At 64.3% G+C, this 25,017-nt stretch carries 16 protein-coding genes; 6 read left to right on the top strand and 10 right to left on the bottom strand.

Annotation, left to right across the window (positions count from 1 at the left end; translation table 11 throughout):
* Positions 1-69: 69 nt before the first annotated feature.
* Positions 70-264: a hypothetical protein gene (locus AC4D6D_RS11655; protein WP_491325408.1), complete on the bottom strand. Its 195-nt coding sequence runs from the start codon at positions 262-264 to the stop codon at positions 70-72.
* A gap of 236 nt (positions 265-500) precedes the next feature.
* Here AC4D6D_RS11655 and AC4D6D_RS11650 point away from each other — a divergent pair, with 236 nt between their 5' ends.
* Positions 501-2,426, top strand: a complete 1,926-nt coding sequence (locus AC4D6D_RS11650) for a CocE/NonD family hydrolase (RefSeq protein WP_491325407.1) — start codon at positions 501-503, stop codon at positions 2,424-2,426.
* A gap of 197 nt (positions 2,427-2,623) precedes the next feature.
* Here AC4D6D_RS11650 and AC4D6D_RS11645 read toward each other — a convergent pair whose 3' ends face one another.
* From AC4D6D_RS11645 to AC4D6D_RS11630, 4 genes are all read right to left on the bottom strand, one after another.
* Positions 2,624-4,378 carry a chloride channel protein gene (locus AC4D6D_RS11645; RefSeq protein WP_491325406.1) on the bottom strand — a complete coding sequence of 585 codons (1,755 nt, stop codon included), beginning with the start codon at positions 4,376-4,378 and terminating at the stop codon, positions 2,624-2,626.
* 79 nt (positions 4,379-4,457) lie between these two features.
* Positions 4,458-5,036: an HD domain-containing protein gene (locus AC4D6D_RS11640; protein WP_491325405.1), complete on the bottom strand. Its 579-nt coding sequence runs from the start codon at positions 5,034-5,036 to the stop codon at positions 4,458-4,460.
* 68 nt (positions 5,037-5,104) lie between these two features.
* Positions 5,105-5,899 (bottom strand): SDR family oxidoreductase, encoded by a 795-nt coding sequence (locus AC4D6D_RS11635; RefSeq protein WP_491325404.1) that lies wholly within the window; start codon positions 5,897-5,899, stop codon positions 5,105-5,107.
* A gap of 118 nt (positions 5,900-6,017) precedes the next feature.
* Complete coding sequence (locus tag AC4D6D_RS11630; protein WP_147215398.1) at positions 6,018-7,445, bottom strand: globin-coupled sensor protein; 1,428 nt, start codon at positions 7,443-7,445, stop codon at positions 6,018-6,020.
* Between the two features lie 273 nt (positions 7,446-7,718).
* Between AC4D6D_RS11630 and AC4D6D_RS11625 the strand changes: the two genes are divergently transcribed.
* The gene (locus AC4D6D_RS11625; protein ID WP_491325403.1) at positions 7,719-9,785 is read left to right on the top strand and encodes a putative bifunctional diguanylate cyclase/phosphodiesterase; all 2,067 of its coding nucleotides are present in this window, start codon (positions 7,719-7,721) and stop codon (positions 9,783-9,785) included.
* A 10-nt stretch (positions 9,786-9,795) separates the two neighbouring features.
* Here AC4D6D_RS11625 and AC4D6D_RS11620 read toward each other — a convergent pair whose 3' ends face one another.
* Complete coding sequence (locus AC4D6D_RS11620; protein ID WP_491325402.1) at positions 9,796-10,452, bottom strand: glutathione S-transferase family protein; 657 nt, start codon at positions 10,450-10,452, stop codon at positions 9,796-9,798.
* Between the two features lie 129 nt (positions 10,453-10,581).
* Here AC4D6D_RS11620 and AC4D6D_RS11615 point away from each other — a divergent pair, with 129 nt between their 5' ends.
* The gene (locus tag AC4D6D_RS11615) at positions 10,582-11,097 is read left to right on the top strand and encodes a GNAT family N-acetyltransferase (protein ID WP_491325401.1); all 516 of its coding nucleotides are present in this window, start codon (positions 10,582-10,584) and stop codon (positions 11,095-11,097) included.
* 62 nt (positions 11,098-11,159) lie between these two features.
* Here AC4D6D_RS11615 and AC4D6D_RS11610 read toward each other — a convergent pair whose 3' ends face one another.
* The 3 genes from AC4D6D_RS11610 to AC4D6D_RS11600 all read right to left on the bottom strand — a co-directional run bounded on the left by AC4D6D_RS11610 (position 11,160) and on the right by AC4D6D_RS11600 (position 15,567).
* Positions 11,160-12,035, bottom strand: coding sequence for an OmpA family protein (locus tag AC4D6D_RS11610; RefSeq protein WP_147215389.1), 876 nt, complete (start codon positions 12,033-12,035; stop codon positions 11,160-11,162).
* A 420-nt stretch (positions 12,036-12,455) separates the two neighbouring features.
* Positions 12,456-13,040, bottom strand: a complete 585-nt coding sequence (locus AC4D6D_RS11605) for an Lrp/AsnC family transcriptional regulator (protein WP_186829879.1) — start codon at positions 13,038-13,040, stop codon at positions 12,456-12,458.
* Between the two features lie 49 nt (positions 13,041-13,089).
* Positions 13,090-15,567 (bottom strand): zinc-dependent metalloprotease, encoded by a 2,478-nt coding sequence (locus tag AC4D6D_RS11600; RefSeq protein ID WP_491325400.1) that lies wholly within the window; start codon positions 15,565-15,567, stop codon positions 13,090-13,092.
* Positions 15,568-16,208: 641 nt separating this feature from the next.
* Between AC4D6D_RS11600 and AC4D6D_RS11595 the strand changes: the two genes are divergently transcribed.
* From AC4D6D_RS11595 to AC4D6D_RS11585, 3 genes are read left to right on the top strand one after another with little or no spacing between them, the layout of a single operon-like run.
* Complete coding sequence (locus tag AC4D6D_RS11595) at positions 16,209-19,094, top strand: TonB-dependent receptor plug domain-containing protein (protein ID WP_491325399.1); 2,886 nt, start codon at positions 16,209-16,211, stop codon at positions 19,092-19,094.
* Positions 19,095-19,111: 17 nt separating this feature from the next.
* Positions 19,112-20,704: an amidohydrolase gene (locus AC4D6D_RS11590; protein ID WP_491325398.1), complete on the top strand. Its 1,593-nt coding sequence runs from the start codon at positions 19,112-19,114 to the stop codon at positions 20,702-20,704.
* A 5-nt stretch (positions 20,705-20,709) separates the two neighbouring features.
* Entirely contained in the window at positions 20,710-22,308 is a 1,599-nt protein-coding gene (locus AC4D6D_RS11585; protein WP_491325397.1) for a peptidase dimerization domain-containing protein, read from the top strand.
* Positions 22,309-22,538: 230 nt separating this feature from the next.
* On the opposite strand, the gene rpoD is transcribed toward AC4D6D_RS11585, so the two are convergent.
* Positions 22,539-24,566 (bottom strand): RNA polymerase sigma factor RpoD, encoded by a 2,028-nt coding sequence (rpoD, locus tag AC4D6D_RS11580; RefSeq protein ID WP_147215376.1) that lies wholly within the window; start codon positions 24,564-24,566, stop codon positions 22,539-22,541.
* Between the last annotated feature and the right edge of the window lie 451 nt (positions 24,567-25,017).

Below are 25,017 nucleotides of genomic sequence, written 5' to 3'. Positions count from 1 at the left end.
TTCGCCGTTTTTGGCTAAACATTGCGCGGGCAGGGGAGCATAGCTCTCCTGCCCGTTCGCATTTGGGGATCAGTCGAGAACGCGCTCGGCTGCGCGGGCCTGCCGCAGGTCGTGCTTTAGAGAAGCGATCATCGCCGCCTGACGCCGAATGACGGCGGCGGCCTGAAGCAGGGGCGGAGCGGCGGGCAAGGCGCTGCCGGGATCCGTGAGCGACGCCCACATTTCCAGAACTCCGGCCAGTTCCTCGGCCTCTGTCTGCTCCACCGTCCTCTCCCGCACCACACTATCTTGGATAAGTTAGCACGCGGCCTATTTCGCCCGTGCGACAGCCGGAGCGATGGTCGATCTGCAAACGACCGACCTGATCCGACAAACGACATCGTCGTGGGCATCTGAATTCACGGCGAATTATCGAACCGACGTGCGGCTCGCAGCCAAATTGCCATTGCCGGTTCTTCAGCGCTTGACCGCTCGAAATGCACGCGCCACCAAACGCAGCCATGAAAAGACACATTCGGCCCAATGCCATCCGGACCGCCGCGAGCCTCGCCTGCGCACCGCTCGCTCTTGTCGCCGCTTCGCAGCTTTCGGCGGCGCCGCCGACCGACACGATGATGAACGAGCAGGTCGCCTCGTATGACTGGGTGCGTCCGCAGGCGGACTATATCCGCCGCGAAGTGATGATCCCGATGCGCGACGGCAAGAAGCTCCATACCGTCATCGTCATGCGCAAGGGCACCACGGATGGCCCGATCCTGCTCAGCCGCACCCCTTACAACGCTGGCGGCATGACCAGCCGCAATCGCAGCCAGAAGATCGAGGAAATCCTGCCCGTCATGGACGCGGATTTCGTCAACGACGGCTATATCCGCGTCTACCAGGACGTGCGCGGGCTGGACGGGTCCGAAGGCGACTACGTGATGAACCGCCCGCTACGCGGCCCGCTCAACAAGACCAAGGTCGATCACTCGACCGACGCCTACGACACCATCGACTGGCTGGTGAAGAACGTGAAGGAGAGCAACGGCAAGGTCGGCATCACCGGCTCGTCCTACCTCGGCTTCACCTCGCTGATGGCGCTCATCGATCCGCATCCCGCGCTCAAGGCCGCCGTGCCGCAGAGCCCGATGGTCGACGGCTGGATGGGCGACGACTGGTTCCACAATGGCGCCTTCCGCATGTTCGGCTTCGATTACGACCTCGGCCAGACGGTGAAGAAGGGCGGCGGCGCCGTGCCCAAGGGCACCGCCGACGAATACCAGGCCTATCTCGAAGCCGGTTCGGCGATGGAATATGCCAAGGCATACGGCCTCCTCGACCTGCCCGTCGTGCGCAAGGTGCTGGAGCACCCGAGCTACGACGCCTGGTGGCAGGGGCAGGCAGTCGACAAGCTGCTGGCGCAGCGCAAGCTGACGGTGCCGACGATGCTGCTGGTCGGCCAGTGGGACCAGGAGGACAGCTACGGCGCCCCGGCGGTCTATCAGGCACTCAAGGCGAACGGCACGCCCAATGACATGGTCTCGCTGGTGATCGGGCCGTGGCGCCATTCCCAAGTCAATTACGAAGCGCGCGAACTCGGCCCGCTCAAGTGGGAAGGTGATACCGGCGGCCAGTTCCGTCAGCGCTATATGAAGCCGTTCTTCGACTGCCACCTCAAGACCGCTGCCCCCGCCTGCGACACGCCGCCGGTCCTGACTTACGCCACCGGGGCCAAGGGGCCGAAGGCGGGCTGGGAAGTCTCGCAGAAGTGGCCCGCGGGCGATTACACGCCGCTCTACCTTGCAGGGAACTACGGCCTCTCGTGGTCCAAGCTCTCGGCAGGAAGCGACAGCTACGTCTCCGACCCCGCCAAGCCCGTGCCGATGCTGCCGCGCCCGGTCCACATGCAGGGCGAGGAGTGGAAGACCTGGCTCGTCCACGACCAGCGCTTCGTCGATGGCCGCCCGGATGTGCTCAGCTACACGACCGGCACGCTCGACAAGCCGGTCCACATCATGGGCGCGCCCAAGGTCGAACTCCATGCCTCCACCAGCGGGCAGGACAGCGACTACGTGGTCAAGCTGATCGATGTCTATCCGCAGGAGAACTCGGCCAATCCGGAACTGGCGGGATATCAGCTGGGCGTGGGTATCGAGATCTTCCGTGGCCGCTACGTCCACGGCTTCGACAAGCCGCAGCCGCTGGAACCGGGCAAGGGCTATACCTTCCAGTGGTCGCTTCCCAACGTGGATCACGTCTTCCTGCCGGGCCACAAGATCATGGTGCAGGTGCAGTCCAGCCTGTTCCCGCTCTACGACCGCAATCCGCAGTCTTGGGTGCCCTCGATCATGGAAGCCAAGGCGAGCGATTACGTGAAGGCGACCGAGACGGTGACTTATGGCGGTGATGCCGCGAGTGCTGTCTGGTTGCCGGTGGCTAAGGACTGAAGAACAAGAGGAAGATTCCGGGGGATGATCCCCCGGACCCTCGGAATGTCTTCGTTGCGCGCCACCTATCCGTAGTGCGCCCCTTGCGGCGTAGCCATTATGTCTCCCGACGCAAGGAGCGCGCCTACGGATAGTGCAGGGCGCGACATCGACAGTAACGGGGTGCAGGGGCGATGGCCCCTGCTTCTTCCCTTACTTCAACTTTCCCCGAACAGTTCCCGCTGCGAGGCTTCGATCTCCTCGAAGTACCGCCGACGGGCATGACGCTCGGTCACCACGCCGACCACCTGCCCCACGCCGTCCACCACCGCCAGTTCGTCCGCCACGGCCACGTCGAAGGCCTTGATCATCGCCCGGATGTCGGTGGTGGGCGAGAGCGTCGTGCCTTTCAGCGTTGCCAGCGAGCCGATCTCGCTGTCCTGCGGCAGTTCGGGGTTGTAGGCCGAGGAGGTAGTGACGATCCCGGCGTAGTGGTCGTCCGCGTCGAGCAGGATCGCCTTGCTCGCCGAGCCGAGCGGCACGCGGGCGCGGAAGTCGGCGATGGAGAGATTGGCCGGAGCCGCAATCCAGTCCTTGCGCATGATCCGTCCGGCGGTGAGGCTGAGCATCCAGCCGATGTCGCGCGGGGAGCGGATGATCGAGCCGCGGATGTGGAGGCGCCAGGTGGAGAAAGAGTAGCCGAACATCTCGCGCGTGAAGGCGCTGGAGACGAGCGAGGCGGCCAGCACCACGCCCATCAGCGCGAAGTCGTGCGTGGTTTCCAGCATGAGCATGGCAAGCGTCATCGGGCCGCCGACGATGGAGACGGCGAGGGCGCTCATGCCGACGAGGGCGGACTGGGTTGGATCGAGTTCGATGCCGAGCGGCAGCAGTTGCACGGCGGCGGCGAAGATCAGGCCGACCAGCGAACCGAGGAACAGCGAGGCGAAGAACAGGCCGCCGCGAAAGCCGAAGCTGAGCGAGATCACCGAAGCGGCGATCTTGAGGGCCAGCACCATGAGCAGGAAATGGATCGCCGGCTGAATCGAGAGGTTGAGGTGCATGGCGCCGTGCCCTGCCGAAAGCGACTGCGGCGATACCCAGGCCAAAGGCATCAACAGCAGGCCGCCTACCAGCGGTTTCCAGCGGGCGAAGCGGGTGAAGCGTTGGACATGCTGTTCGGTGAACGTCACCAGCCGCATGATGAGAATGCCGACGAGCGCGCAGAGCAGGCCGAGCACGGCGTAGATGAAGTAATCGCCGGTGGTCAGGTCGCGCGCGCTGGAGGCGGCGATGAGGTAAGGCTCCACACCGAGTTCGCGGGTGATGAAGGCCGCGCCGAGCGCGGCGGCGATGACCGGCGCGATGGCGGAGGGCGTGTAGGTGCCGATCACGATCTCGAAGGCGTAGAATGCGCCTGCCAACGGTGCGCCGAATGCCGCGCCCACGGCGGCCCCGGCGCCTGCGCCGACCAGCGTGCGCATGTCCGCGCGGCGCAGCTTGAACCATTGGCCGAGCACCGAAGCGACACCGCCGCCCATCTGCGCATAGGCTGCCTCCAGTCCCACCGAGGCGCCGGCGCCGTTCGAAATGATGGTCTGGGCGGAGATGATGAGGTTGTCGATGAAGGGAATGCGCCCGCTGTGCAGGGCATTGGCCTCGACGACGTCGATCGGAGCGCGGCGGCGGCGGCGCAGCAGGTAGCCGATGCCGATCAGGACGAGGCCGCCGAAGGGCAGGGCGAGCAGCCGCCAGGGATGGCGGATCTCGCCGAGCGCGCTCAGGCGATTGCCTTCGATCTGGTAAAACAGCTGTTGCAGCGTGTGGGCGAGGAAACCCTGAAGATTCGTCAGCCAGCCCGCGGCGATGCCCGCCAGTACGGCGAGCACGATGAACGCCAGCTCGCTCTCGCGCATGCGCTGCCGCTGGCGGATGACCAGGGCTTTCAGGGCGTTAACGGCGGGGCGTCGCATCGCTTGTCGATTGGGCCTTTGCGCGGGGGACTGTCAAGGCGGCTGGCGAGGGGAGCAAGGGGAAAATCGGGGCTTTGGGTCAGGCGCCGAAGTAGCCTTTCGCCTGGGCCGCTTCCAGCTCCCTTTCGAGATAGTCCCACAAGGCGGGAGCGCCGAGGCTGATCTGGGGCTTGAGGCGCTTCACCACCCGTTCGTGGCTGATGCCGTTCTCGCGCCAGCTCTGGCCTTCATTGCGCAAGTTCAGCAGTGCGGGCATGGCGCGATCGATGGCATGGGCGAAGCGGGCTTCGACGGTGCGTTCTTCCTCGAATTCGATCCAGAGGCCGCGCAAGTGGTTCGCCTCGGTTTCGGGGAGCATGCCGAAGATCCGGTCGATGGCCGCGCGTTCGGCCTGCTTGCGGTCTGACAGGCCTTCCTCGAAGAAGACCATGACATCGCCGGTCTCGATCTCGCCGATGTCGTGGACCAGCAGCATCGCCATTACCCGGCCGATATCCGGCGTGCCCGAGGCATAGGGCGCCAGCGCCACCGCAAAGAGGGCGATCTGCCAGCTATGCTCGGCGGCGTTCTCGTAGCGGTCGAGGCCGATCGGCTTCACTTTGCGGGTGACGGCCTTGAGCCGGTCCAGCTCCATTACGAAATCGATGACGTTCTGCATTGCCTGTGCGCCTCCGGATGCAAGGTGCTCTGAAGGTCGGGGGCGCAAATCTCAAGGCCGGAGTTGCCTCATTTCGGCGGCATTCGAATGCCGCCGTCGAGGCGGATGCATTGGCCGTTGAAGTAGGTGTTGCGGGTCAGTTCGAGCACGAGCGAGGCGAATTCCTCCGGGTTGCCGAGGCGCTTGGGGAAAGGCACGGCGCGGCCCAGGCCTTCGTAGACCGCCTCGTTCATTTCCTTCACGCGCAGCATCGGCGGCGTGGCGAACGTGCCGGGGAGGATGGCGTTGACGCGGATGCCGAGGTCCATGAGATCGCGGGCCATCGGCAGGACCATGGCGTTCACCGCGCCCTTGCCGCCGCCATAAGCGACCTGTCCGATCTGGCCGTCCTGCGAAGCGGCGGAGGAAGTGAAGATAATGCAGCCGCGCTCGCCGTCCTCGTTCAGCGGATCGGCACCGGCCATGCCGAGGGCCGCGATCGAGGCGACGCGGTAGGAGGCGGTGAACACGCCTTCCGCCGTGCGGGCGATCTGCTCGGTGGCCATGCGCTTGTAGCCGCCCGTGGCCTTGTCGAACGAGACGGTTTTGCCGCCGCCGGCCACCACGGCGCAGTGGACGACCACGCGCTCCTGCCCATGGGCGGCACGGGCCTTGACGAAACCGGCTTCGACGCTGTCCTCGTCGAGGATGTTCACCTTGCAGAACACGCCGCCGATCTCGGCGGCGAAAGCCTCGCCTGCTTCCTCGCTGATGTCGAAGACCGCGACTTTCACGCCCGCGTCGGCCAGGGCCTTGGCACTCGCCCGGCCGAGGCCCGAAGCGCCGCCGGTGACGACGGCGGCCAGCGTGGTGTCGATTTTCATGGCGAAGGCTTCTCCCGTAAATCTTGCTTGCTCAGGAGCTAGCGCAGATTCCGATGGCCTTGCGCGGCATGATTGCACGGGAGGGACAAGTATCGCCCCCGCGCAATGCTGCAGTTGCTTATGCGACCTTCCTGCCGGGCGCGCGCTGCTCGTCGATCTGGAAGCGACCGGCCTGATCCGCCAGCAGGGTGGCGTCCGAGATCAGGGTGCGGGCGGCGGCCGAGGTCTGCTCGACCATCGCGGCGTTCTGCTGGGTCGTGCGCTCCAGCATGCCGACGGTGGAGCTGACTTCGGAAATGGCGGTGGCCTGCGCATCGTTGTCGCGCGCCATCGTTTCGACGAGCGAGTGGACCCGGTCGACTTCCCCGGCGATCGTCTCCAGCGAGCGATCCACGCGCGAGACGGTGGCGACCGCCTGGTCGATCTCCGAACGCGTGGCGGAAAGGCCGTCGCGGGCCTTGCGGGCTTCTTCCTCGGCTCGCATGGCCAGCGAACTCACGAGGTCGGCGACGACCGCAAAGCCGCGTCCGGCGTTTCCGGCGCGACCGGCTTCCACGGCGGCGTTCATGGCCAGCACGCGGGTCTGGAAAGCGATCTTGTCGACGCCTTCGATCACTGCATCGATCCCGCGCGCACTTTCATGCACCACGTGCATGGCCTTCACCGCATCCCCTGCGACGTCGCGGCCCTGGGTGACGGCGCTCAGCGCTTCACCGGCGATGCCCAGCGTTTCCTGCGCGCCGCTGGCAGTGGCTTTCACGCGCTCCTCGACACGGAGCAGGGTGGCGGCGGTTTCCTCGAGGTTGGCCGCGCTGCTCTCGGTGCGCTGGGCCAGATCCTCGGAGGCGCGGGCGATGGCACCCGATTCGCCGTAGATGGCGTCCGAGGCCTTCACCACCGAGCCGATGGTCTGCCGCAAGTTGGAAAGGCTGCGATTGTACGAGTTCTTGAGCGAGAGGAACCCGGCGGGAAGATCGTCGATATCGTGGATGAGGTCTCCGGCAGCGAGACGCGACATCGCACGGTCGAGTGCGGAGATCGCCTGGTTGCGCTCGGCTTCGGCTTCCTCGAAATAGATCGAGATCGAAAGGTCCATGTCGAGCATGGCGGCCTTCATCAGCGCGCGGTACAGCTTGCCCGGATTCACGCCGCGGGTGAATAGGCGCCAGGGGCTGGAAGCGCGCTCTACGCCGGCCATGATCTCTTCGAGGATCAGCGCATAGCCGCCGATGTACCAGCGCGGCTCCAGTCCGATACGGGCATGGACTTTGCCGATGCGCGTGACGGCAGCGTAGTATTCGGCATCGAAGCGGCCCGTCGCGATGCCCATCCAGTGACCGACCTGCGCGCCCTTCGCGGAGTTGATGTGTGCCTCGCCGCTGAACATGCGCGCCATCGTCGGGGTCTTGCGGACTTTGGCGTAGAAGCGGTCGAGGGCAGGGGGAATGCACTTGCGGAGCAGGGGCTGCGCGGCGGTGAGGACACGGCGCTGCGCGGCGTCGAACTCGAGGAAATCCAGCCGTTCCTCGACGGTCTTTACAGTCAATCTAATCTCCTGTGCGGCTTGCAACCGACCGGAATGAAATCGTTTTATGAGCTTATTATAGAGGAACCGAGACCGCTTCCGGCGGTGGTCCGGCGAATTTTCGAAGAGCTTTGGAAAGGGGGTGGAGGCCCGATCGCATATTGTGACACCATGATGACGGAAAATGGCATTAAATAATTAAAAAGATTAGAAATTATTAGAGAATCCGTCCTAGCGCTCGGGCATCGAAAGCCGGGAGGGGGACAAACCCGGCTGCGAAAAATCGGGTGCAAGATGTCAGATACGAATTCCGGATGGGGGCGCTTCTTCGCGTCTCTCGAAACGCGGTTGGTCGGAGCGCTCTGCCTGATCGCCGTGCTCGGCGTGGTTCTCCAGGTCGTGACCCAGCGCGAGGCGTTCGGTCTACGGGAACAGAGCAACGCGCTGATCAGGACATCGGCGATCGCGGAGAACGCGGACCAGTTCGCCGAAGCTGTTGGAAAACTGCGGATGGCGACCAATCGCGGGCTGGTGGCCAGCAACCGGACGAGCACGAGCGACGAGCTCACCGATGCCGCCATCGCCATCGACGAGAAGCTGGGCAAGCTGCGCGGCAGCGGCGTGGCGCTCTACGACCTGCCCGAGCGGGCCAATCCCTTCGCCGATCTCGATCGCCATGTGACGGCTATCCTCGAAGTGCAGGCCGGAGGCGTGGCCGGAAAGGCGCTGGTGGAGCGGATCGAGAAACGCAACACGATGATGGCGGCTTTTGCCGAAGAGATCGTCGCCCGGGCACGGGCTGACCGGGAGGCCGAGCAGAAGCGGCTGATCGCTTCCATCGCGCGTTGGCAGATGCTGGTCTTCGTTACCGGAGCCGTGACGATCCTGGTGGTGCTGCTGGTGCTGTTCGACATCCTGCGCAATATCCTGCCCGCGATCCGCCGGATGCACGGCCATCTGCAGGGACTGGCCGAAGGCGATCTCGACCTGGAGATCGGGACGTTCCGCCTGAAGGAGCTGAAGGCGCTGTCGGGACCGCTCGAAACCTTCCGCCGGAACGCGAAGGCCGTGAAGAATCTGGCCTTCAGCGATGCCGCCACCGGATTACCCAACCGGCGGGCCTTCCAGGAAGACGTTCCCAGATTGCTGGCTTCACGGCTCGGCGCGAGCTTCGTCTTCATGCTGATCGACATCGACCGCTTCAAGCACGTCAATGACGATTACGGCCATGCGGCGGGGGACGAACTCGTGCGCCTGATCGGGGAACGCATGCGCTCGACGCTTGGTCCGGACGGCATAATCGCGCGGGTCGGCGGCGACGAGTTCGCGCTCTGCATGCCCGTTTCGGCTGACGGTGAAGGTAGCGAACTGGCCAGCCGATTGGTGGACATGGTGCGCGAACCCTTCAGTCTGGGCGAATATGCGGTGGCGGTCACCGTCTCGCTCGGTTTCGCCGAGACCCTTGGCACGGAAGATCTCGATATCGACGACACGCTGCGCAATGCCGACATGGCGCTTTATGCCTCCAAGAAAGGCGGGCGCAATTGCGCGACGGCTTTCGCCGCCTCGATGGCGGAGGAACGCGCGGTCGACCGGGCGCTGGAGAAGGACCTCGAAACCGCCTTCGAGAAGCAGCAGTTGCGCATGGTCTACCAGCCGATCCATGCGGTGCGCGACGATACGCGCGAAGTTGAGGCGCTGGTGCGCTGGAAGCATCCGGAACTGGGGGAAGTGCCGCCTTCCACCTTCATCCCGGCCGCCGAGCGTAGCGGGCTCATGGTCCGTCTCGGCGAATGGATCATCCAGCGGGCGCTGCGGGACTTTGCGATGTGGCCGGACCTGCACATGAGCATCAACCTCTCGCCGCTGCAGTTGCAGCATGATGGGTTCAGTGCCTTCCTGCTCGACTGCTGTAAGCGCCACGACATCGCGCCATCACGCCTGTTCCTGGAAGTGACGGAATCGCTGTCGATCGAGCGCAACACCCGTGCACTGCTGACGCTCAACCTCCTGCGTCACATGGGTTTCCGCATCGCCCTGGACGATTTCGGCACCGGCTATTCCTCGCTGTCGATGGTGAAGAGCTTCAAGTTCGACCGCATGAAGCTCGACCGCAGCCTCGTCATGGACCTGGGGCAGGACCCGGCCTCGGTGGCGGTGCTGGAGGCGGCGGTCACGATGGCGCGCCACGTCGGCGCCGAAGTCGTGGCCGAGGGGATCAGCGACGCCCATCTGATCGGCGCCACCAAGAGTGCGGGATGCACGCATTTGCAAGGCTATTACTACAGCCGCCCGATCGAGGCGGACGATGTGCCGGGCTACTTCGAAAGCGCCGGTCAGAAAGCCGTCGAAGTGGCCTGACCTGTCGGCCTCACCCGGAAGCGGCCTGCGATCGGGTGAAGACGGCAAGCTGAGCGGCGAAAGCACGCTGGAAGGCCGGGCGCGCCTCGCCGCGCGCGACATAGGCGGCGAGGCGGGGGTAGTCCGCGAGCAGGCCGGTACTGCCGAGGCGGCGCAGCACGGTGATCGTCATGAGGTCTCCGGCGTCGAAGGAGCCGCCCAGCCAGTCGTCGTCTCCCAGTCGGGCGTCCAATTGACTCAGGCGAGCGCGCAACCGCGCCTCCAGCATGGGTTGGCGGGCCTCATACCAGGGCTGGTCCTTCTCGAAGAGCGCGGCCATCGTGAACTCGACGAGCGGCGGTTCCAGAGTGCTGAGGGCCGCGAAGATCCAGGTGATGGCCTGCGCTCGCGCGCGCGGTTCGTCCGGTAGCAGGGCGGGCGCACGTTCCGCGACATGGAGCACGATGGCGCCGGATTCGAAGAGCACGAGGCCGTTCTCCTCGTAACTCGGGATCTGTCCGAAGGGCTGGCGGGCAAGGTGCGCGGGTTCCTTCATGGCTGCGAAGGAGACAAGGCGCACTTCGTAAGGAAGCCTCGCTTCCTCCAGCGCCCAGCGCACGCCCATGTCCCGTGCGAGACCTCGCCCGCGATCGGGCGACTGCGCGAAGACGGAGAGGGTAATGGTCATCGCAAGGCTTCCTCTGGATGCTGGAGCAGAAACAGGCGGATGGCCCGGATAGTTCCAGCCGCTTGCCTTCGCGGTGAGCCGCTATAGTAGCCGCAGGAGCCCCGCTCGAAGCGGGCAAGGAGACAGGCAATGCAGGTTCGGGACGCGCGCGACGGCGATCTGGAGAGCGTGACGGCGATCTACAACGACGCGGTGCTCAACACGACGGCGATCTGGAACGAAGTGGCGGTCGATATCGCCAATCGCCGCGCCTGGCTGGCGGACCGCGAACACGCGGGCTATCCGGTGCTCGTCGCCGTCGAGGAGGACGGGACCGTGCTCGGCTATGCTTCGTTCGGCGACTGGCGCGCCTTCGACGGCTATCGCCATACCGTCGAGCATTCCGTCTATGTCCGCGCGGATCTGCGCGGCCGGGGGACCGGCAAGGTCCTGATGAGGGAACTGATCGAACGCGCGCGGGCGATCGGCAAGCATGTGATGGTTGCGGGGATCGAGGCCGGGAACCAGGGATCGATCGCGTTGCACGAAAAGCTCGGTTTCGAGCAGGTCGGGCTATTGCCGCAAGTCGGCATGAAGTTCGGGCGCTGGCTGGACCTCGCCTTCCTGCAACTCGTGCTGGATGATCGCGAGACGCCGCAGGGCTGAGAGGCCGCAAACGGAAACGGGGGCGGCCAAGGCCGCCCCCGCGTTTGACTTATCCGGGTGTCTTAGAGACCATCCAGGCCCTTGCTGACGAGGATGTTCACCGCAACACGGCGGTTCTGCGCCTTGCCTTCCGGCGTGCTGTTGTCCGCCAGCGGATCGGCCTCCGACATGCCGGTGGGGGTCAGCATGCGATAGGGCTTCCAGTGGCAGGCCTGCTGGAGGTAGTTCACCACGCGGCTGGCGCGCTTTTCGCTGAGTTCCTGGTTCAGTTCCTCGCTACCGGTGGAGTCGGTGTAACCCACGACGAGCAGCAGGGCGTTGTCCATGCCTTCGGCAGTGTTCGCGGCCGTGCAGAGTTCGGCCTTGGCTTCCGGCGAAAGCACAGCCTTGCCGGTGTCGAAGTTCACGTTTGTCGTGCCCTTGACGTTGTACTTGTCGATGTCTGCCATGCGGCCGCGGAGAGCTTCGGTGGCGGCGGTCTGTTCGGCGAAGCCCTGCGCGGTGCCGTTGCGGATCATCGACGCGGTGCGCAGGTCCCTGTTCTGGAGATTGATCTGGCTCGCCACCAGTTCACCGCCCGACTGCAGGGTCTTCACTGTTACCGGCAGGCCGTTGAGCAGCGAGGTCGCCGCCAGCTTGCCCTTGCCAAGGCCCAGGAAGCCCTTGCTGGCGCGGATCTTGGTGGCATCGTTGACGGTGACGACGGTGTTGGTGCCGTCTTCGGTGGTCACCTGAACCTTGTCGCCGCTGCGGGCCGAGATGATGCCCTTGACTTCGGGACCTTCGGTTGCCGCAGCTGCAGGAGCGGGAGCGTTGTAGCTCGCGGAAACGTCCGCATCGGGCGTTTCCTGGGTCTGTGCCGAAACGCCGACCGATGCGGCACCGGAAAGTAATGCAAGCATTACAAGAGCTTTGGGGGTCTTTGAAATGATATTCATAGCGCTACTCCTCCAAAATCGAGCAGTACGGCCTGCTTAATAGCAGCTTTTCGTCCAACCATCCTTCGTTTTCATCATCGATGAGATGATGTATCCGGCGGTTGGAACCTCTTCTGGCTCGCTTTCTAAACTTCGTAAGATGGGCAGCGATTGCTGCATCGGGACACCTTGGACTTCCTGGGTGTTCAGATTAACCTTGCGGGCACATGAACGGCCCCGGCGTCGCCGTTCATACTACGGGTAATTCGAGAGCGTCTTGCGACGAACCGTTGCCGGAAGGGGCAGCAGAGTGGGGCTCGCGCGCCGGAGAATCGCTCTTCCTGAACAAGTCCGGAGGCGAAGTCTCCCCATATGCAGCGAGGCCGGGTCGCATTGCGGCCCGACCCCGACAGGGAACTGGAGATGATGGGTGGCGCGCCGCTATTTGACGGCTTGCAGCGGTTTTTGAAGAATGACCGGCGCGATCTGGCGGCTGGCCACTTCACGCAGCACGAAGCTGCTGCGGATGCGGCGGACGTGCGGCAGGACCGAGAGCTCCTTGCGGTAGATCATGTCGTAGTCTTCGAGCGACTGGACGTTGAGGATCATCAGGAAGTCCGTATCGCCGGTGACGAAGGCGCAGAACTGCATCGACGGGCTGTCCAGCACGGCCTTCTCGAAATCCTGAAGCACGGATTCCGCCTGCGAGACCAGTTCGATGGAGACCATCACCAGCGCCCCGTAGCCCAGCGAGCGGACGTTGAGGTTGGCCGAGTAGTGGGTGATATAGCCGGATTCTTCGAGGATCTTGCGACGGCGGGCGACCGCCGTGCTCGACAGATGGACCTTCTCGCCCAGACATACGTCCGAGGCACGCCCGTCCGAGACGAGCGCGCGCATCAAACGCAGATCGGTGTCGTCCAATTCGTGCTGGGCGGGTCTGCCGCGCGCAGCATCGAGCCAGTGCAGTTTGCTGGACTGCATGTCCATCTTGTTGTGACCCCCTTTTTTGATTTTCGAAACCATATTGCCGGGTATCCGCTCGATTTCAAACAAAAGGGCGTGGGGAGGGGAATTATTGGGACAGAATGTTGTCGAACCAGCCGGTGTCGCCGCCGATCGGCATCCCCGCGGGGATCGGCGGGCGGGGGCGGCTCTGCTTGCCGATCTCGGCTTCGAGGCGCTCGGGATCGCCGAGCAGTGCTGCCATCGAGACTTGCCACAGGGCATCCTCGCTGCTGCCGCGAGCCTTGGCGAATGTGCGGGCGCTGTCCTTGAGATAGCCGTCGAGCAGGGCGGCGACGTCGGCCGGAGTCTCGGGATCGCGGCGGGCGGCGGCCAGGGCGAGCAGCGTGGTCTGCGCGATTCGGCGCGACACGGCATCGCCGTGTACGGCAATCACCGGCGAGAGCCTGGCCAGCAGGGTGCCGACGCCGGGCTGGGCGGCGTCGTAGCCGTGCTGGATGTGCAGGCGGGTAAGGCGGGCGGGGGCGAGCAGGCTGTCGAGCGTCATCTGCGCGGCCACTTGCGCGGCGACAAGCGGGTCGAACACCGCCGATCCGGCGCCGCGCAGCACTTCCGGCGCGGCTTCCACGTCGGTACGGGCGCTGGTGCCGCTCGACAGGGCCATGGCGAGGGCAGCGGGCACGGTCAGTTCCCGCGGCGAAAGCGTGGCGACGAGAGCGTCGATCGCTTCCAGCTGCCGGGCGGCGGGGACCGGCGAGGGCGCGGCGCGTCCATCCCCGACCACAGCATATTCGTAGTTCACACCGCCCACCAGCTTGCCGGTGGCATCGATCGAATAGCGGTGGAACAGCCAGATCGGCACGAACTTGCGGCGCAAGTTGGACAGGGGTTCGCCGGAGTGGAGAACGCCGGGGCCGAAATCGGCAAGGGCGATGTGGCGAACCTCCAGCGTATGGGCGAGGTCGGCGGGGGTGTCCTGCCCCTCGGTCCACATGTTGACGCCGGGCACGGCGAGATCGGATGCGCGGCCGTCGATATCGGTGCCGAAGATCAGGCCCGCCTTGTGGACCGCATCGGCCTTGGCGGCGGCTTCGGCATCGCCGTCGACGCCCGGCGCGGGCTGGCCGTAGAGCCAGTCCACCGTGAACCTGTCCCACTTGCCGATGCCGGTCGCATAGGCGTCGCCGAGGTCCAGCTTGCCGTCGACGATGCCCACCTTCGGTCCCGGATAGTCCATCACCGAGGCGCGGTCCTGGAGGCTTGCCTTGAAATTGTGCACGAAGCCGATGGCATGCCCCACTTCGTGCGCGCCGAGCTGGCTGATGCGGGCGAGGGCCGCGCGGACCGGGTCGTTGCGGCCGCCGCTGTCGTTTTGCGCGGTGCCGACGAGGCCTTCGAAGATGGTGATGTCCTGCCGCACCCGCAGGGCGCCCAGCACGACTACGCCCTTGACGATCTCCCCGGTACGCGGATCGATCACGCCGCCGCCGTAGGACCAGCTGCGGTTCTGGCGGTCGGTCCAGTTGACGACATTGTAGCGCACGTCCTGCGGATCGATGCCGGGTGGCAGGATTTCCACCTTGAAGGCATCGACGAAGCCCGCCGCGTCGAAGGCATCGGCCCACCAGCGCACGCCGTCGGCCAATGCGGTGCGGATCGGTTCGGGGGCGGCGCTGTCGATATAGAAGACGATCGGCTTTTTGACCGACGAGCGTGCGGCCGAGGGATCGACTTTCTCCAGACGGAAGCGGTTGGAATATTCCACCAGCATCGGCGAGCCGAGCGGCGTGCCGAAGTCGTAGGCCTGCGTGGCATGGCTGCCCGAGCGGATGTCGAACTTGCGCGGCACGAAGCCGGGTTCGGGCAGGGCGACCAGCGAGGAATGGACGGTGACACTTACCATGCGTCCGTCGGGCGCGAGCGTATCGAGTTCGCGGCCCGCGCTGTCGGCGGTGAAGGTCTGTACCGTTTCCAGTTCGACGTTCTTCGGGAAGACTTTCACCGATGCGGGATCGAGGGCGCTGAGCTTGTCGGAGAGCTTGTAGCCCTTGGCGCTTTCGCCGATGGCGCCGGCCAGGTCCATGACGTCGGTCATCAGCAGGGGGGTGAGGTCAACGGTTACGCTCTCGTTGTTCTTGGCACCGCTTTCGCCCACGATATCCAGCATGGCGACAGTGCTGAACGGGAAGCTGGCCCTGGCCCCGTGCTGCACGCCAGCATCGCCGGTGGCGCGGTAACGCGGGTTTTCGAACACGACCGCGACTTTGCCGCCCATCCGGCGGAAGGCCAGGATCTTGGTGTCGCCCTGCATGCCCCGGTCGAGGCGGATCGCAGCCGAGCCGAGACCGGTCTTGATCGACTGGGTGAACAGATAACGGCCTGAGGTTCCATCCGCAGCGGCGGCGGGCAGGGTCAGCAGAACTTTGCCCTTGGCCGTATCGACCTGCACTGGCAGCAGCGTGCCATCCGTGGAAGATGTCACCGTGACCGGCGCGGCCCATGCGGAAGCCAGGGGCAGGGCGGTCATGCAGGCGAACACGGCACAACCGGCGGCGAGACCGGGCTTCATACGGGCGACGAACGGCATCGAGATAGTTCCCCTTGGCAAGCTCTCGGCGAGATCATGAACCCTCGTTCGCCGATGCAGCAAAGCCTAGCGCAAACCCGGTGCAGCTTCCCCGAACTTATCGGGGGCGAATGTCGTGCGATTGATGGAATCCTGCGCGACATCGGAGATCAGCGTGAAATTCCTGCGCGGATGCGAGACTGTCTGCACGACTTGAAAGCGGTCACCGCCATGCTGCACTGCATTTCGCGAATCATGACAGTCCCGCGTTCCGGAAAGTGCGCTAGACATGGGGTGGTGTGCACCAATCTTGCGTGAAACCCGAAATTGGCGATGAAATCCATCACGGCCCTGTCAAAAATGTCCCAACTTTCTTGGGATCAATCGCACCCTTCCGGATAGTATCGGTCTTGTCAGGCGGAAGTCCGGATCGGCACCTACCGATATTCGAAAAGGGGCCGATACAAGACGGGCACTGCCGGATGATGGGCTTCTCGCAAGAGGGATGCGGAAGCGAGTTCAGGGGTTGCTCACCAGTCCGCAGAAGCGGCACCGCAATGACGGTGGGTGCATTCGTGCGCCAGGGAGTCTGCGCCTTTTCTCCATCCATCGGGATGAGGGCGCCTGTGGCGAAGAGGGTTCAGTCACAGGGAGTTTTCGCAATGCGCAATGCAGTCCAGACCTCGACAGCGCCGGGGACGATGGAAACCTTTCCGGCGCGTTCGCTTCGCACCCTGCTCATGGCGGGCGCGGCGCTTCCGCTATTCCTGGCCGCGCCGGTTCTGGCGCAAGAGGCGGCGTCCGCCGAAGAAGAGCCGCTGAAGGACATCGTCGTCACCGGCTCGCGTATCGTCGGCGACGGTTACAGCGCGCCGACTCCCGTGGCCGTGCTGGGCGAGGCCGACATCGCAGCGCAGGCCCCGGCGAACATCTCCGACTTCGTGAACCAGCTTCCCGCCATCGCCGGCAGCGGGACTTCGGGCAACTCCTCGGGCGGCCTGTCCAACGCGGGGGCAGGCATCAACTCGATCGGCCTTCGCGGGCTTGGTGTCGGGCGTACGCTGGTACTGGTCGACGGCCAGCGCTCGGTGGCCTCGACCGTGGGCGGTACCGTGGACATCAACACGATCCCGCAGGATCTGGTGACGCGGGTCGAGGTCATCACCGGCGGCGCTTCCGCCGCATACGGTTCGGATGCGGTGGGCGGCGTCGTCAACTTCATTCTCGATACCGGGTTCAAGGGCTTCAAGCTGGGTGCGGATACCGGCATCTCGACTTACGGCGATGCCTTCAACTACCGTTTTACCGGCACGGCGGGCTTCTCGCTGCTGGATGACCGGCTGCACCTGCTCACCAACGTCTCCTACTTCAAGCAGGAGCGCGAGGAAGGCATCCGCCGGGGCTGGAACGACAGCGGCTACTTCCAGATCAACAACCCCGCCTACACCGCCACCAACGGCGAGCCGCAGCGCCTGGTCGGCAGCGGCATCGGTCCCTCGGGCTATACCGCAGGCGGCCTCATTACCAGCGGACCGCTGCGCGGCACCTATTTCCTGGGCGAGGGCCAGACCGGGCAGCTAACCTATGGCACCACCAGCGCCAGCAATCCGTGGATGATCGGCGGCGACTGGCAAACGACGCTGGACGGCCATCTCGGCACCAATACGCTCGTCCCGCTCGACAAGCGCCTGAGCGTGTTCCAGCGCGTCGGCTTCGAGATCACGCCCGCGATCGAGATCTTCGGCCAGTTCTCCTACAACAGTTCGGTCAGCGCCAGTTCCTATCAGCAGACCCCCAGCACCGGGGTGAGCATTGCGGCGGACAACGCCTACCTGCTCAGCCAGTATCCGGCCGTTGCCGCGGCGATGGCGGCGCAGGGACTGTCCGCGATCACCGTGGGCACGTCCAACGCCGGCTTCCCGATCCCCGGCAGCAACATCAAGCGCCAGGTCTATCGCGGCGTCGTCGGCGCCAAGGGCACGCTCGACCTTTTCGAGAAGCCGATGAACTGGGACGTCTACTATCAGAAGGGCGTCACCAAGGCGCGTGAGGCACTGACCAACAGCTGGATCAATTCCCGCATGACGCTGGCGCAGGATGCGGTGTTCGACGCTTCCGGCAATATCGTGTGTCGCTCCACGCTCAGCAATCCGGGCAACGGCTGCGTGCCGATCGATCGGCTCGGCACCAACGGGCCTTCGCAGGAGGCGCTGAACTATGTCTTCAACGACGGCAACCAGCCGTTGCGACACCAGACCATCAAGCAGGACGTTGCCGCCGCGACGATCTCGGGCAAGGCCTTCGCGCTGCCTGCGGGCGATCTCGCTTTTGCCACCGGCGTCGAATGGCGGCGCGAGCAGATCAACGGCTCGGTCGATCCGCAGTACAATTCCGGCTGGCTCTACGGCAACTTCCGCGTGAACCAAGGCAAGTACGACGTCTACGAGGGCTTCCTCGAACTCGACGTGCCGATCTTCGACGGCATGAACGTCAATGCCGCCGCGCGCGGGACGCACTATTCGACGTCCGGCTGGGTCGGCACCTGGAAGGTCGGCGCCAACTGGCAGGCGATCGACAGCCTGCGCCTGCGCGGCACCCTGAGCCACGACATCCGCGCGCCCAACCTCGACGAGCTGTTCGCGGCGGGTACGGCGCGCACCAATTCGGTCATCATCCCGACCGGCGCCAGTGCCCCACAGACCGGATCGCTGCAATTCGTGCAGAACGCCTTCGGCAACCGCAATCTCAAGCCCGAAGTGGCCGATAGCTGGACCCTGGGCGCGGTGTTCGAACCGACCTTCCTGCCGGGCTTCTCGCTCTCGTTCGACTATTACCAGATCAAGATCAAGGACGCGATCGGATCGATCACCGCGCAGCAGACGGTGGACTTGTGCTACGAGCAGGGCATCAGCTCCTACTGCCCGAACATCAAGTTCGTGAACGGACAGCTCAGCACGATCGACCTCACGCCGATCAACTTCGCGCGGCAGAAGACCAAGGGCTTCGATATCGAGGCGAGCTATTCCACCCGGGTCGGTCCCGGCAATCTGCGCCTGCACGGCCAGACCACCCACTATATCGAGAACGTTGTCGACGATGGCATCAGCTTCCCGATCGACTATGCGGGCGTGCTGACCAGCGGCACATATGCCTCGCCCAGCTGGGTCTACCGCCTGAGCGCGTTCTACGACATCGATCCCGTCACCTTCAACCTGGTCGCGCGCGGCTTCACCAACGGCGTCTACGGCAACGACTGGATTTCGTGCGACGGCAATTGCCCGACCAGCACCGCGCAGTACCGCACGATCAACGATAACTCGATCAAGGGTGCGGTCTATTTCGACACCTCGGTCGATTTCAAGTTCCCGGCGATGAACAACGGCATCGGGCACCTGACTTTCATCGTCAACAATGTGCTGAACAAGGATCCGGTGCTCGTCGGCAACGGTCCCGACGGCAACAACGTGCCTGCCTATGCCCAGACCAACCGCAGCCGCTACGACGTGATCGGCCGCACCTTCCGTGTCTCGGCGCGGGTCGAATTCTAAGAGAGGATAATCGCACCATGAAGACTTTCAAGCGCGCCGCCCTCGCTGCCGCTCTCGCCACGACCGTATTAGCGGGCGCGCCTGCCCAGGCCGCCGCTTCGCAGGCGCTCAAGGACGAAGTTGCCGCCGAAGTGGAGGCGCAGCGCAAGCAGATCCAGGTCATGGTCGACCAGATCTTCAGCTTTGCCGAACCCGGCTTCCAGGAAGTGAAGACCAGCGAGTATCTCACCGGCATCCTTGAGAAGAACGGCTTTACGGTGACGCGCGGCGTGGCGGGGATTCCCACCGCCTTCACCGCCACCTGGGGCAAGGGCGGTCCGAAAGTCGCGCTCGGCAGCGATATCGACGACGTGCTCGGCGTCTCGCAGACCCCCGGCCTGCCTTACCTGAAGCCGCTCGTGGAAGGCGCGCCGGGGTATGGCGAGGGGCACAACTCCGGCATGCCGCTGATGGTCGCGGCGGCCATCGCGGTGAAGAAGGTGATGACGAAACACGGCCTCGAAGGGCGCCTGATGCTCTGGCCGGGCGTGGCCGAGGAATTGCTGGCGACCAAGGCCTATTACGTGCGCGCCGGGATGTTCAAGGACGTCGATGCCTCGATCTTCACCCACGTCAGTTCCGACTTTTCGACCGGCTACGGCGAGATGGGCAATAACGGCATGGTCTCGGTGGAATACAGCTTCAAGGGCAAGACCGCGCATTCGGCGGGCATGCCGTGGGAGGGCCGCAGCGCGCTCGACGCGGTGGAGATCATGGACGTCGCCTGGAACTTCCGGCGCGAGCACCTGCCGCTGACCCAGCGTTCGCACATGATCATCACCAACGGCGGCGGCCAGCCCAACGTCGTGCCGGACAAGGCCAGCATCTGGTACTTCTTCCGCGAGCGCACCTTTGCCGATATCCGCAAGCTCTACGAGACCGGCAACGATATCGCCAAGGCCGCCGCGCTCGCCACCGGCACTACGGTGACGCAGCAGACGCTGGGCTATGCCGCGCCGAATTTCGGCAACAAGCCGCTGGCCGAGGCGGCCTATGCCAATATCAAGGCGGTCGGCATGCCCAAGTGGAGCGCCGACGACCAGGCCTTCGCCAAGGCGGCGCAGACCTTCAACGACCGCAAGATCGAGCCGCTCAAGTCGGAAGTCACCGAGCTTTCGACGCCGGAGAACCGCAAGCCTTCCACCGGCGGCGGCTCGGACGATATCGGCGACATCATGTGGGCGGTGCCGACGATCACCATCCGCTTCCCCTCCAACATCCCGAACATGATCGGCCACAACTCCACTTCGGCCTTCGCGATGGCGACGCCGATCGCGCACAAGGGCGTGGAAGCGGGCGCCAAGGCCGTGGCCATGACCGTGCTCGACATCGTGACGACGCCGCAACTCGTCACCGACGCCAAGACCTACTTCACCGATGTCCAGTTGAAGACCGACAGTTACGCCCCGGTCCTGACCGATAAGGACGTGCCCGCGATCTGGCTCAACGAGCGCAACATGCAGCTCTACCGGCCGATGATGGAGAAGTACTATTACAACCCGGCCAAGTATCCGACTTATCTCGACCAGCTGGGTGTCAAATACCCGACCCTGACGAAGCCGACGGAGTAAGCGGGATGAGCAAACGTATCCTGATTGCCGCCGCACTCGCTGCGGCCTCGCTGATCCCCGCTGCCGCGCAGGCGACTGCCGATCCGGCGCTGAAACAGGAAGTCGCCGCCGCCGTCGAGGCGCAGCGCAAGCAGATCCAGATCATGGTGGACGAAATCTACTCGTTCGCCGAGCCGGGCTTCCAGGAAGTGAAGACCAGCGAATACCTCGCCGGAATTCTGGAGAAGAACGGATTCAAGGTGGAGCGCGGCGTGGCGGGCGTGCCGACCACCTTCACTGCGACATGGGGCAGCGGCGGCCCGAAGATCGCGCTCGGCAGCGATATCGACGGGCTGCTCGGCGTGTCGCAGGTGCCCGGCGTCGCCGATGTGAAGCCGCTGACCGAAGGTGCGCCGGGGCACGGCGAGGGCCACAATTCCGGCATGCCGCTGATGGTCGCCGCTGCGCTCGCCGCCAAGCAGGTGATGACGAAGCACGGCATCCAGGGCCGTCTGATGCTCTGGCCGGGCGTGGCCGAGGAACTGCTGGCGACCAAGGCCTATTACGTGCGCGCCGGGATGTTCAAGGATGTCGATGCCTCGATCTTCGCGCACGTCAATACCGGGTTCGGCACCGGCTGGGGTGATCTCGGCCTCACCGGCATGATCTCGGTCGAGTATGAGTGGAAGGGCAAGACCGCGCACTCGGCCGGGATGCCGTGGGAGGGCCGCAGCGCGCTCGACGGTGTGGAGCTGATGGATGTCATGTGGAACTTCCGGCGCGAGCACCTGCCGCTCACGCAGCGTTCGCACGATGTCATCACCAACGGCGGCGGCCAGCCCAACGTGGTGCCGGACAAGGCCAGCAGCTGGTACTATTTCCGCGACAAGGACTTCGCTTCGCTGCGCAATCTCTACGAAGTGGGCAACCAGATTTCGGAAGCCTCGGCGCTGGCCACGGGCACCACGGTCAGCCGCAAGGTGCTGGGCTTCGCCGCGCCGAACTACGGCAACAAGCCGCTGGCCGAGGCGCTCTACGCCAATATCGAGGCGGTGGGCGTGCCGCAGTGGTCCGCCGCCGACCAGGCCTTTGCCAGGGCGGTGCAGGTGAAGAATCACCTCAAGGTGGCGCCGCTATCGGACAAGGTCATGCCGCTTTCCACGCCGGAGACGCGCGGAGATGCCAGCTTCGGCGGATCGGACGACATCGGCGATGTCATGTGGACGGTGCCCACCGTCACCATCGGTTATCCGGCGAACATTCCCAACGTGATCTTCCACCACGCCACAGCCGCGATGGCGATGGCCACGCCGATCGCGCACAAGGGCACCGTCGTCGGTGCCAAGGCAGTCGCGATGACCATTCTCGATCTGATGACCACGCCGCAGCTCATCAGCGATGCCAAGACCTGGATGAAGGACGTCCAGCTCAAGGACCAGAAGTACGACCCGCTGATCGCGCCGACCGACATGCCCGCGATCGACCGCAATGCCCGCACGATGGCACAGATCCGCCCCTCTATGCAGGGGCAGTATTACGATCCCAGGAAGTACGATTCCTACCTGCAACAGCTCGGCGTCGATTACGAGGCGGCCGGGCGTGAAACTTCCGGCGCGGGCGATTAGCCCAAGGCGTCACCGGCCGGAGCGATCAACACCCTGACGAGACTGGAACTGCTCCGGCCGGTCTCTTTATTTGGCCTGCTCCGGCGGCGATGAACTTGCCGGAAAAAGGCAGCGCCCCGCTCTTCGACGGAGAAGAGCGGGGCGCCTTGTTGTTCGTCGAGACGTGCCCGCGGCTCTGCTGCGCAAACCTCGATATTCAGGGGTGCGCAGCAGAGAACCGGGTGCGATCGTCAATCCAGGAACGCGCGCATGATCCGCGACCGGCTCGGATGCTTGAGCTTGCGCAGCGCCTTCGCCTCGATCTGGCGGATACGTTCGCGGGTGACCGAGAACTGCTGGCCAACTTCTTCAAGCGTGTGGTCGGTATGCATGCCGATGCCGAAGCGCATGCGCAGTACGCGTTCCTCACGCGGGGTGAGCGACGATAGCGTGCGGGTGATCATTTCCTTGAGGTTTGCCTGGATCGCCGCGTCCACCGGGATGACCGCGTTGGCATCCTGAATGAAATCGCCCAGGCTGCTGTCTTCCTCGTCGCCAATCGGCGTTTCGAGCGAGATCGGCTCCTTGGCGATCTTGAGAACCCGCTTCACCTTCTCGAGCGGCATCGACAGGCGCTCGGCCATTTCTTCCGGCGTCGGCTCGCGGCCGTTCTCATGAAGGAACTGGCGGCTGGTGCGGACCAGCTTGTTGATCGTCTCGATCATGTGGACCGGGATACGGATCGTGCGGGCCTGATCCGCGATCGAACGCGTGATCGCCTGACGGATCCACCAGGTCGCATAAGTCGAGAACTTGTAGCCGCGGCGGTACTCGAACTTGTCGACCGCCTTCATCAGGCCGATGTTGCCTTCCTGGATGAGGTCCAGGAACTGCAGGCCGCGGTTCAGGTACTTTTTGGCGAGAGAAATCACCAGGCGCAGGTTCGCCTCGACCATTTCCTTCTTGGCGATACGCGCTTCGCGCTCGCCCTTCTGGACCATGTTGACGATGCGGCGGAACTCGGCAAGCTGCATGCCGGTGGCGGCGGCGATGTCCGAGACTTCGAGTCGGATGCGCTCGACCCCAGTGGCCTCCGCTTCCGCAAAAGCCGCCCACTTCTTGTCCTTCTTCGCGACCTCAGACAGCCAGGTGTCGTCCAGTTCGCGGCCGGTGTAGGCGTCCAGGAAGTCGGCGCGCTTGACCTTGTGACGCTCCGCCAGGCGCAGCATCTGGCCGCCGAGGGCGGTCAGGCGGCGGTTGAAGGCGTAGAGATTGTCGACGAGGTATTCGATCTTCGTCGCGTGGAACTTCACCGATTCCACTTGCGCGGTCAGTTCCTCGCGCAGCGAATGGTACTGGTCTTCCTTGGCGGCCGGGAAATCGATGCCGAGCGCCAGCGCTTCGAGGCGTTCCGACTGGAGACGTTCGAAAGTCTGGAACAGGCCGGTGATGAGCAGGAACTTCTCAAGCGCTTCGGGCTTGAGGGCCGCTTCCATCTGGGCGAGGCTGAGAGTGTTGTCCTCTTCCTCTTCCTCGGCCTGGCGCTTGGGAATCGGGTTGCCGTCCTCGTCCAGTTCCTCGGAGTTATCCTCGTCGGAATCGTCGTCGTCCTTGAACGAGGGGCCGGCGGTCTTTTCGCTGATCTCACCGTTGTCATCGCTCTCGCCGTCCTCATTGAGGCTTTCGGGCGCCGGCTCCTTGGTCAGCATGGCGTCGAGATCGAGGATCTCGCGCAGCTGCATCTCGCCGTTGTTGAGCGCTTCGGACCACTGGATGATGGCGTGGAAGGTGATCGGGCTTTCGCAGAGGCCCAGGATCATCATGTCGCGGCCGGCTTCGATCCGCTTGGAAATGGCAGCTTCGCCCTCGCGGCTGAGCATCTCGGCTGCGCCCATCTCGCGCAGATAGAGACGCACGGGATCGTCGCTACGCCCAAGGTCTGCACTTTTGCCGTCAGCAGCGCGCCGACGGGAGCCTTCGCCGCGCTCGGCGAACTCGGTCTCTCCGTCGTTGTCCTCTTCGGAATCCTGCTCCGCGTCGGATTCGACGGCCTCGTCCTCGTCCTCGTTCTCGACGATTCGGACACCCATTTCCGAGATCGCGGCCATGACGTCCTCGATCTGATCGGTCGTCATCTGATCCTGTGGCAGCGCAGCGTTCAGCTCGCTGACAGATATCACGCCGAGGCGCTTGGCCTTCGCGATCAATCGCTTGATCGAACCGCGGTCGTTGTCGATCAGCGGTGCGTCGTCGTCCGCGCTGTGATCGTCGTTGTTCATTCGTTAGCCTTTATCGGATTCGCCTCTGCCGCAGTGATCGCTTCACCGGGACGGGACGGGTGTCTGAAAATGCCTTGCCTGACAAGGTTCCAAAGCGCTAGCCGTGTTGTCCGGTGAATTTGTCTTTGCTGCCGGGCGGCGGCTGTACCGAACTCCGGCTCCACTGGTTCGCAGTTGAAACACTCGATATCCACGATATCTGGTGGGCGGGGATCGCCTAAGATTTGTCTATTTTCTGTAATTACAAGTAGGCGCTGCAACGGGTGAGGCACATTTGTGCCCGATTTCCAAATATCATTTCCAACGTCAATTCCGGATCCGCTGCGGGATGCCGTCGATCGCCGTCAAGCAAGCATCGATCCCGAGATATCAGGGAAACGATGCTTTCATGCTTCAATGCGGACTGATCTGCAGTCTTTCTCTTGTCGGCTTTTAACCGTCAGGAGGAGGT

Source organism: Novosphingobium sp. BF6 (assembly GCF_058273105.1).
The sequence above is the reverse complement of the archived record's forward strand: the minus strand, read 5'-3'. Positions and strand labels throughout refer to the sequence as shown.

Coding starts and splice junctions, on each gene's coding strand:
- AC4D6D_RS11585 (WP_491325397.1), top strand. CDS start 20,710: ATGAGCAAACGTATCCTGATTGCCGCCGCACTCGCTGCGGCCTCGCTG.
- AC4D6D_RS11625 (WP_491325403.1), top strand. CDS start 7,719: ATGTCAGATACGAATTCCGGATGGGGGCGCTTCTTCGCGTCTCTCGAA.
- AC4D6D_RS11645 (WP_491325406.1), bottom strand. CDS start 4,378: ATGCGACGCCCCGCCGTTAACGCCCTGAAAGCCCTGGTCATCCGCCAG.
- AC4D6D_RS11610 (WP_147215389.1), bottom strand. CDS start 12,035: ATGAATATCATTTCAAAGACCCCCAAAGCTCTTGTAATGCTTGCATTA.
- AC4D6D_RS11605 (WP_186829879.1), bottom strand. CDS start 13,040: ATGGTTTCGAAAATCAAAAAAGGGGGTCACAACAAGATGGACATGCAG.
- AC4D6D_RS11635 (WP_491325404.1), bottom strand. CDS start 5,899: ATGAAAATCGACACCACGCTGGCCGCCGTCGTCACCGGCGGCGCTTCG.
- AC4D6D_RS11600 (WP_491325400.1), bottom strand. CDS start 15,567: ATGCCGTTCGTCGCCCGTATGAAGCCCGGTCTCGCCGCCGGTTGTGCC.
- AC4D6D_RS11640 (WP_491325405.1), bottom strand. CDS start 5,036: ATGCAGAACGTCATCGATTTCGTAATGGAGCTGGACCGGCTCAAGGCC.
- AC4D6D_RS11620 (WP_491325402.1), bottom strand. CDS start 10,452: ATGACCATTACCCTCTCCGTCTTCGCGCAGTCGCCCGATCGCGGGCGA.
- AC4D6D_RS11590 (WP_491325398.1), top strand. CDS start 19,112: ATGAAGACTTTCAAGCGCGCCGCCCTCGCTGCCGCTCTCGCCACGACC.
- AC4D6D_RS11615 (WP_491325401.1), top strand. CDS start 10,582: ATGCAGGTTCGGGACGCGCGCGACGGCGATCTGGAGAGCGTGACGGCG.
- rpoD (WP_147215376.1), bottom strand. CDS start 24,566: ATGAACAACGACGATCACAGCGCGGACGACGACGCACCGCTGATCGAC.
- AC4D6D_RS11650 (WP_491325407.1), top strand. CDS start 501: ATGAAAAGACACATTCGGCCCAATGCCATCCGGACCGCCGCGAGCCTC.
- AC4D6D_RS11595 (WP_491325399.1), top strand. CDS start 16,209: ATGCGCAATGCAGTCCAGACCTCGACAGCGCCGGGGACGATGGAAACC.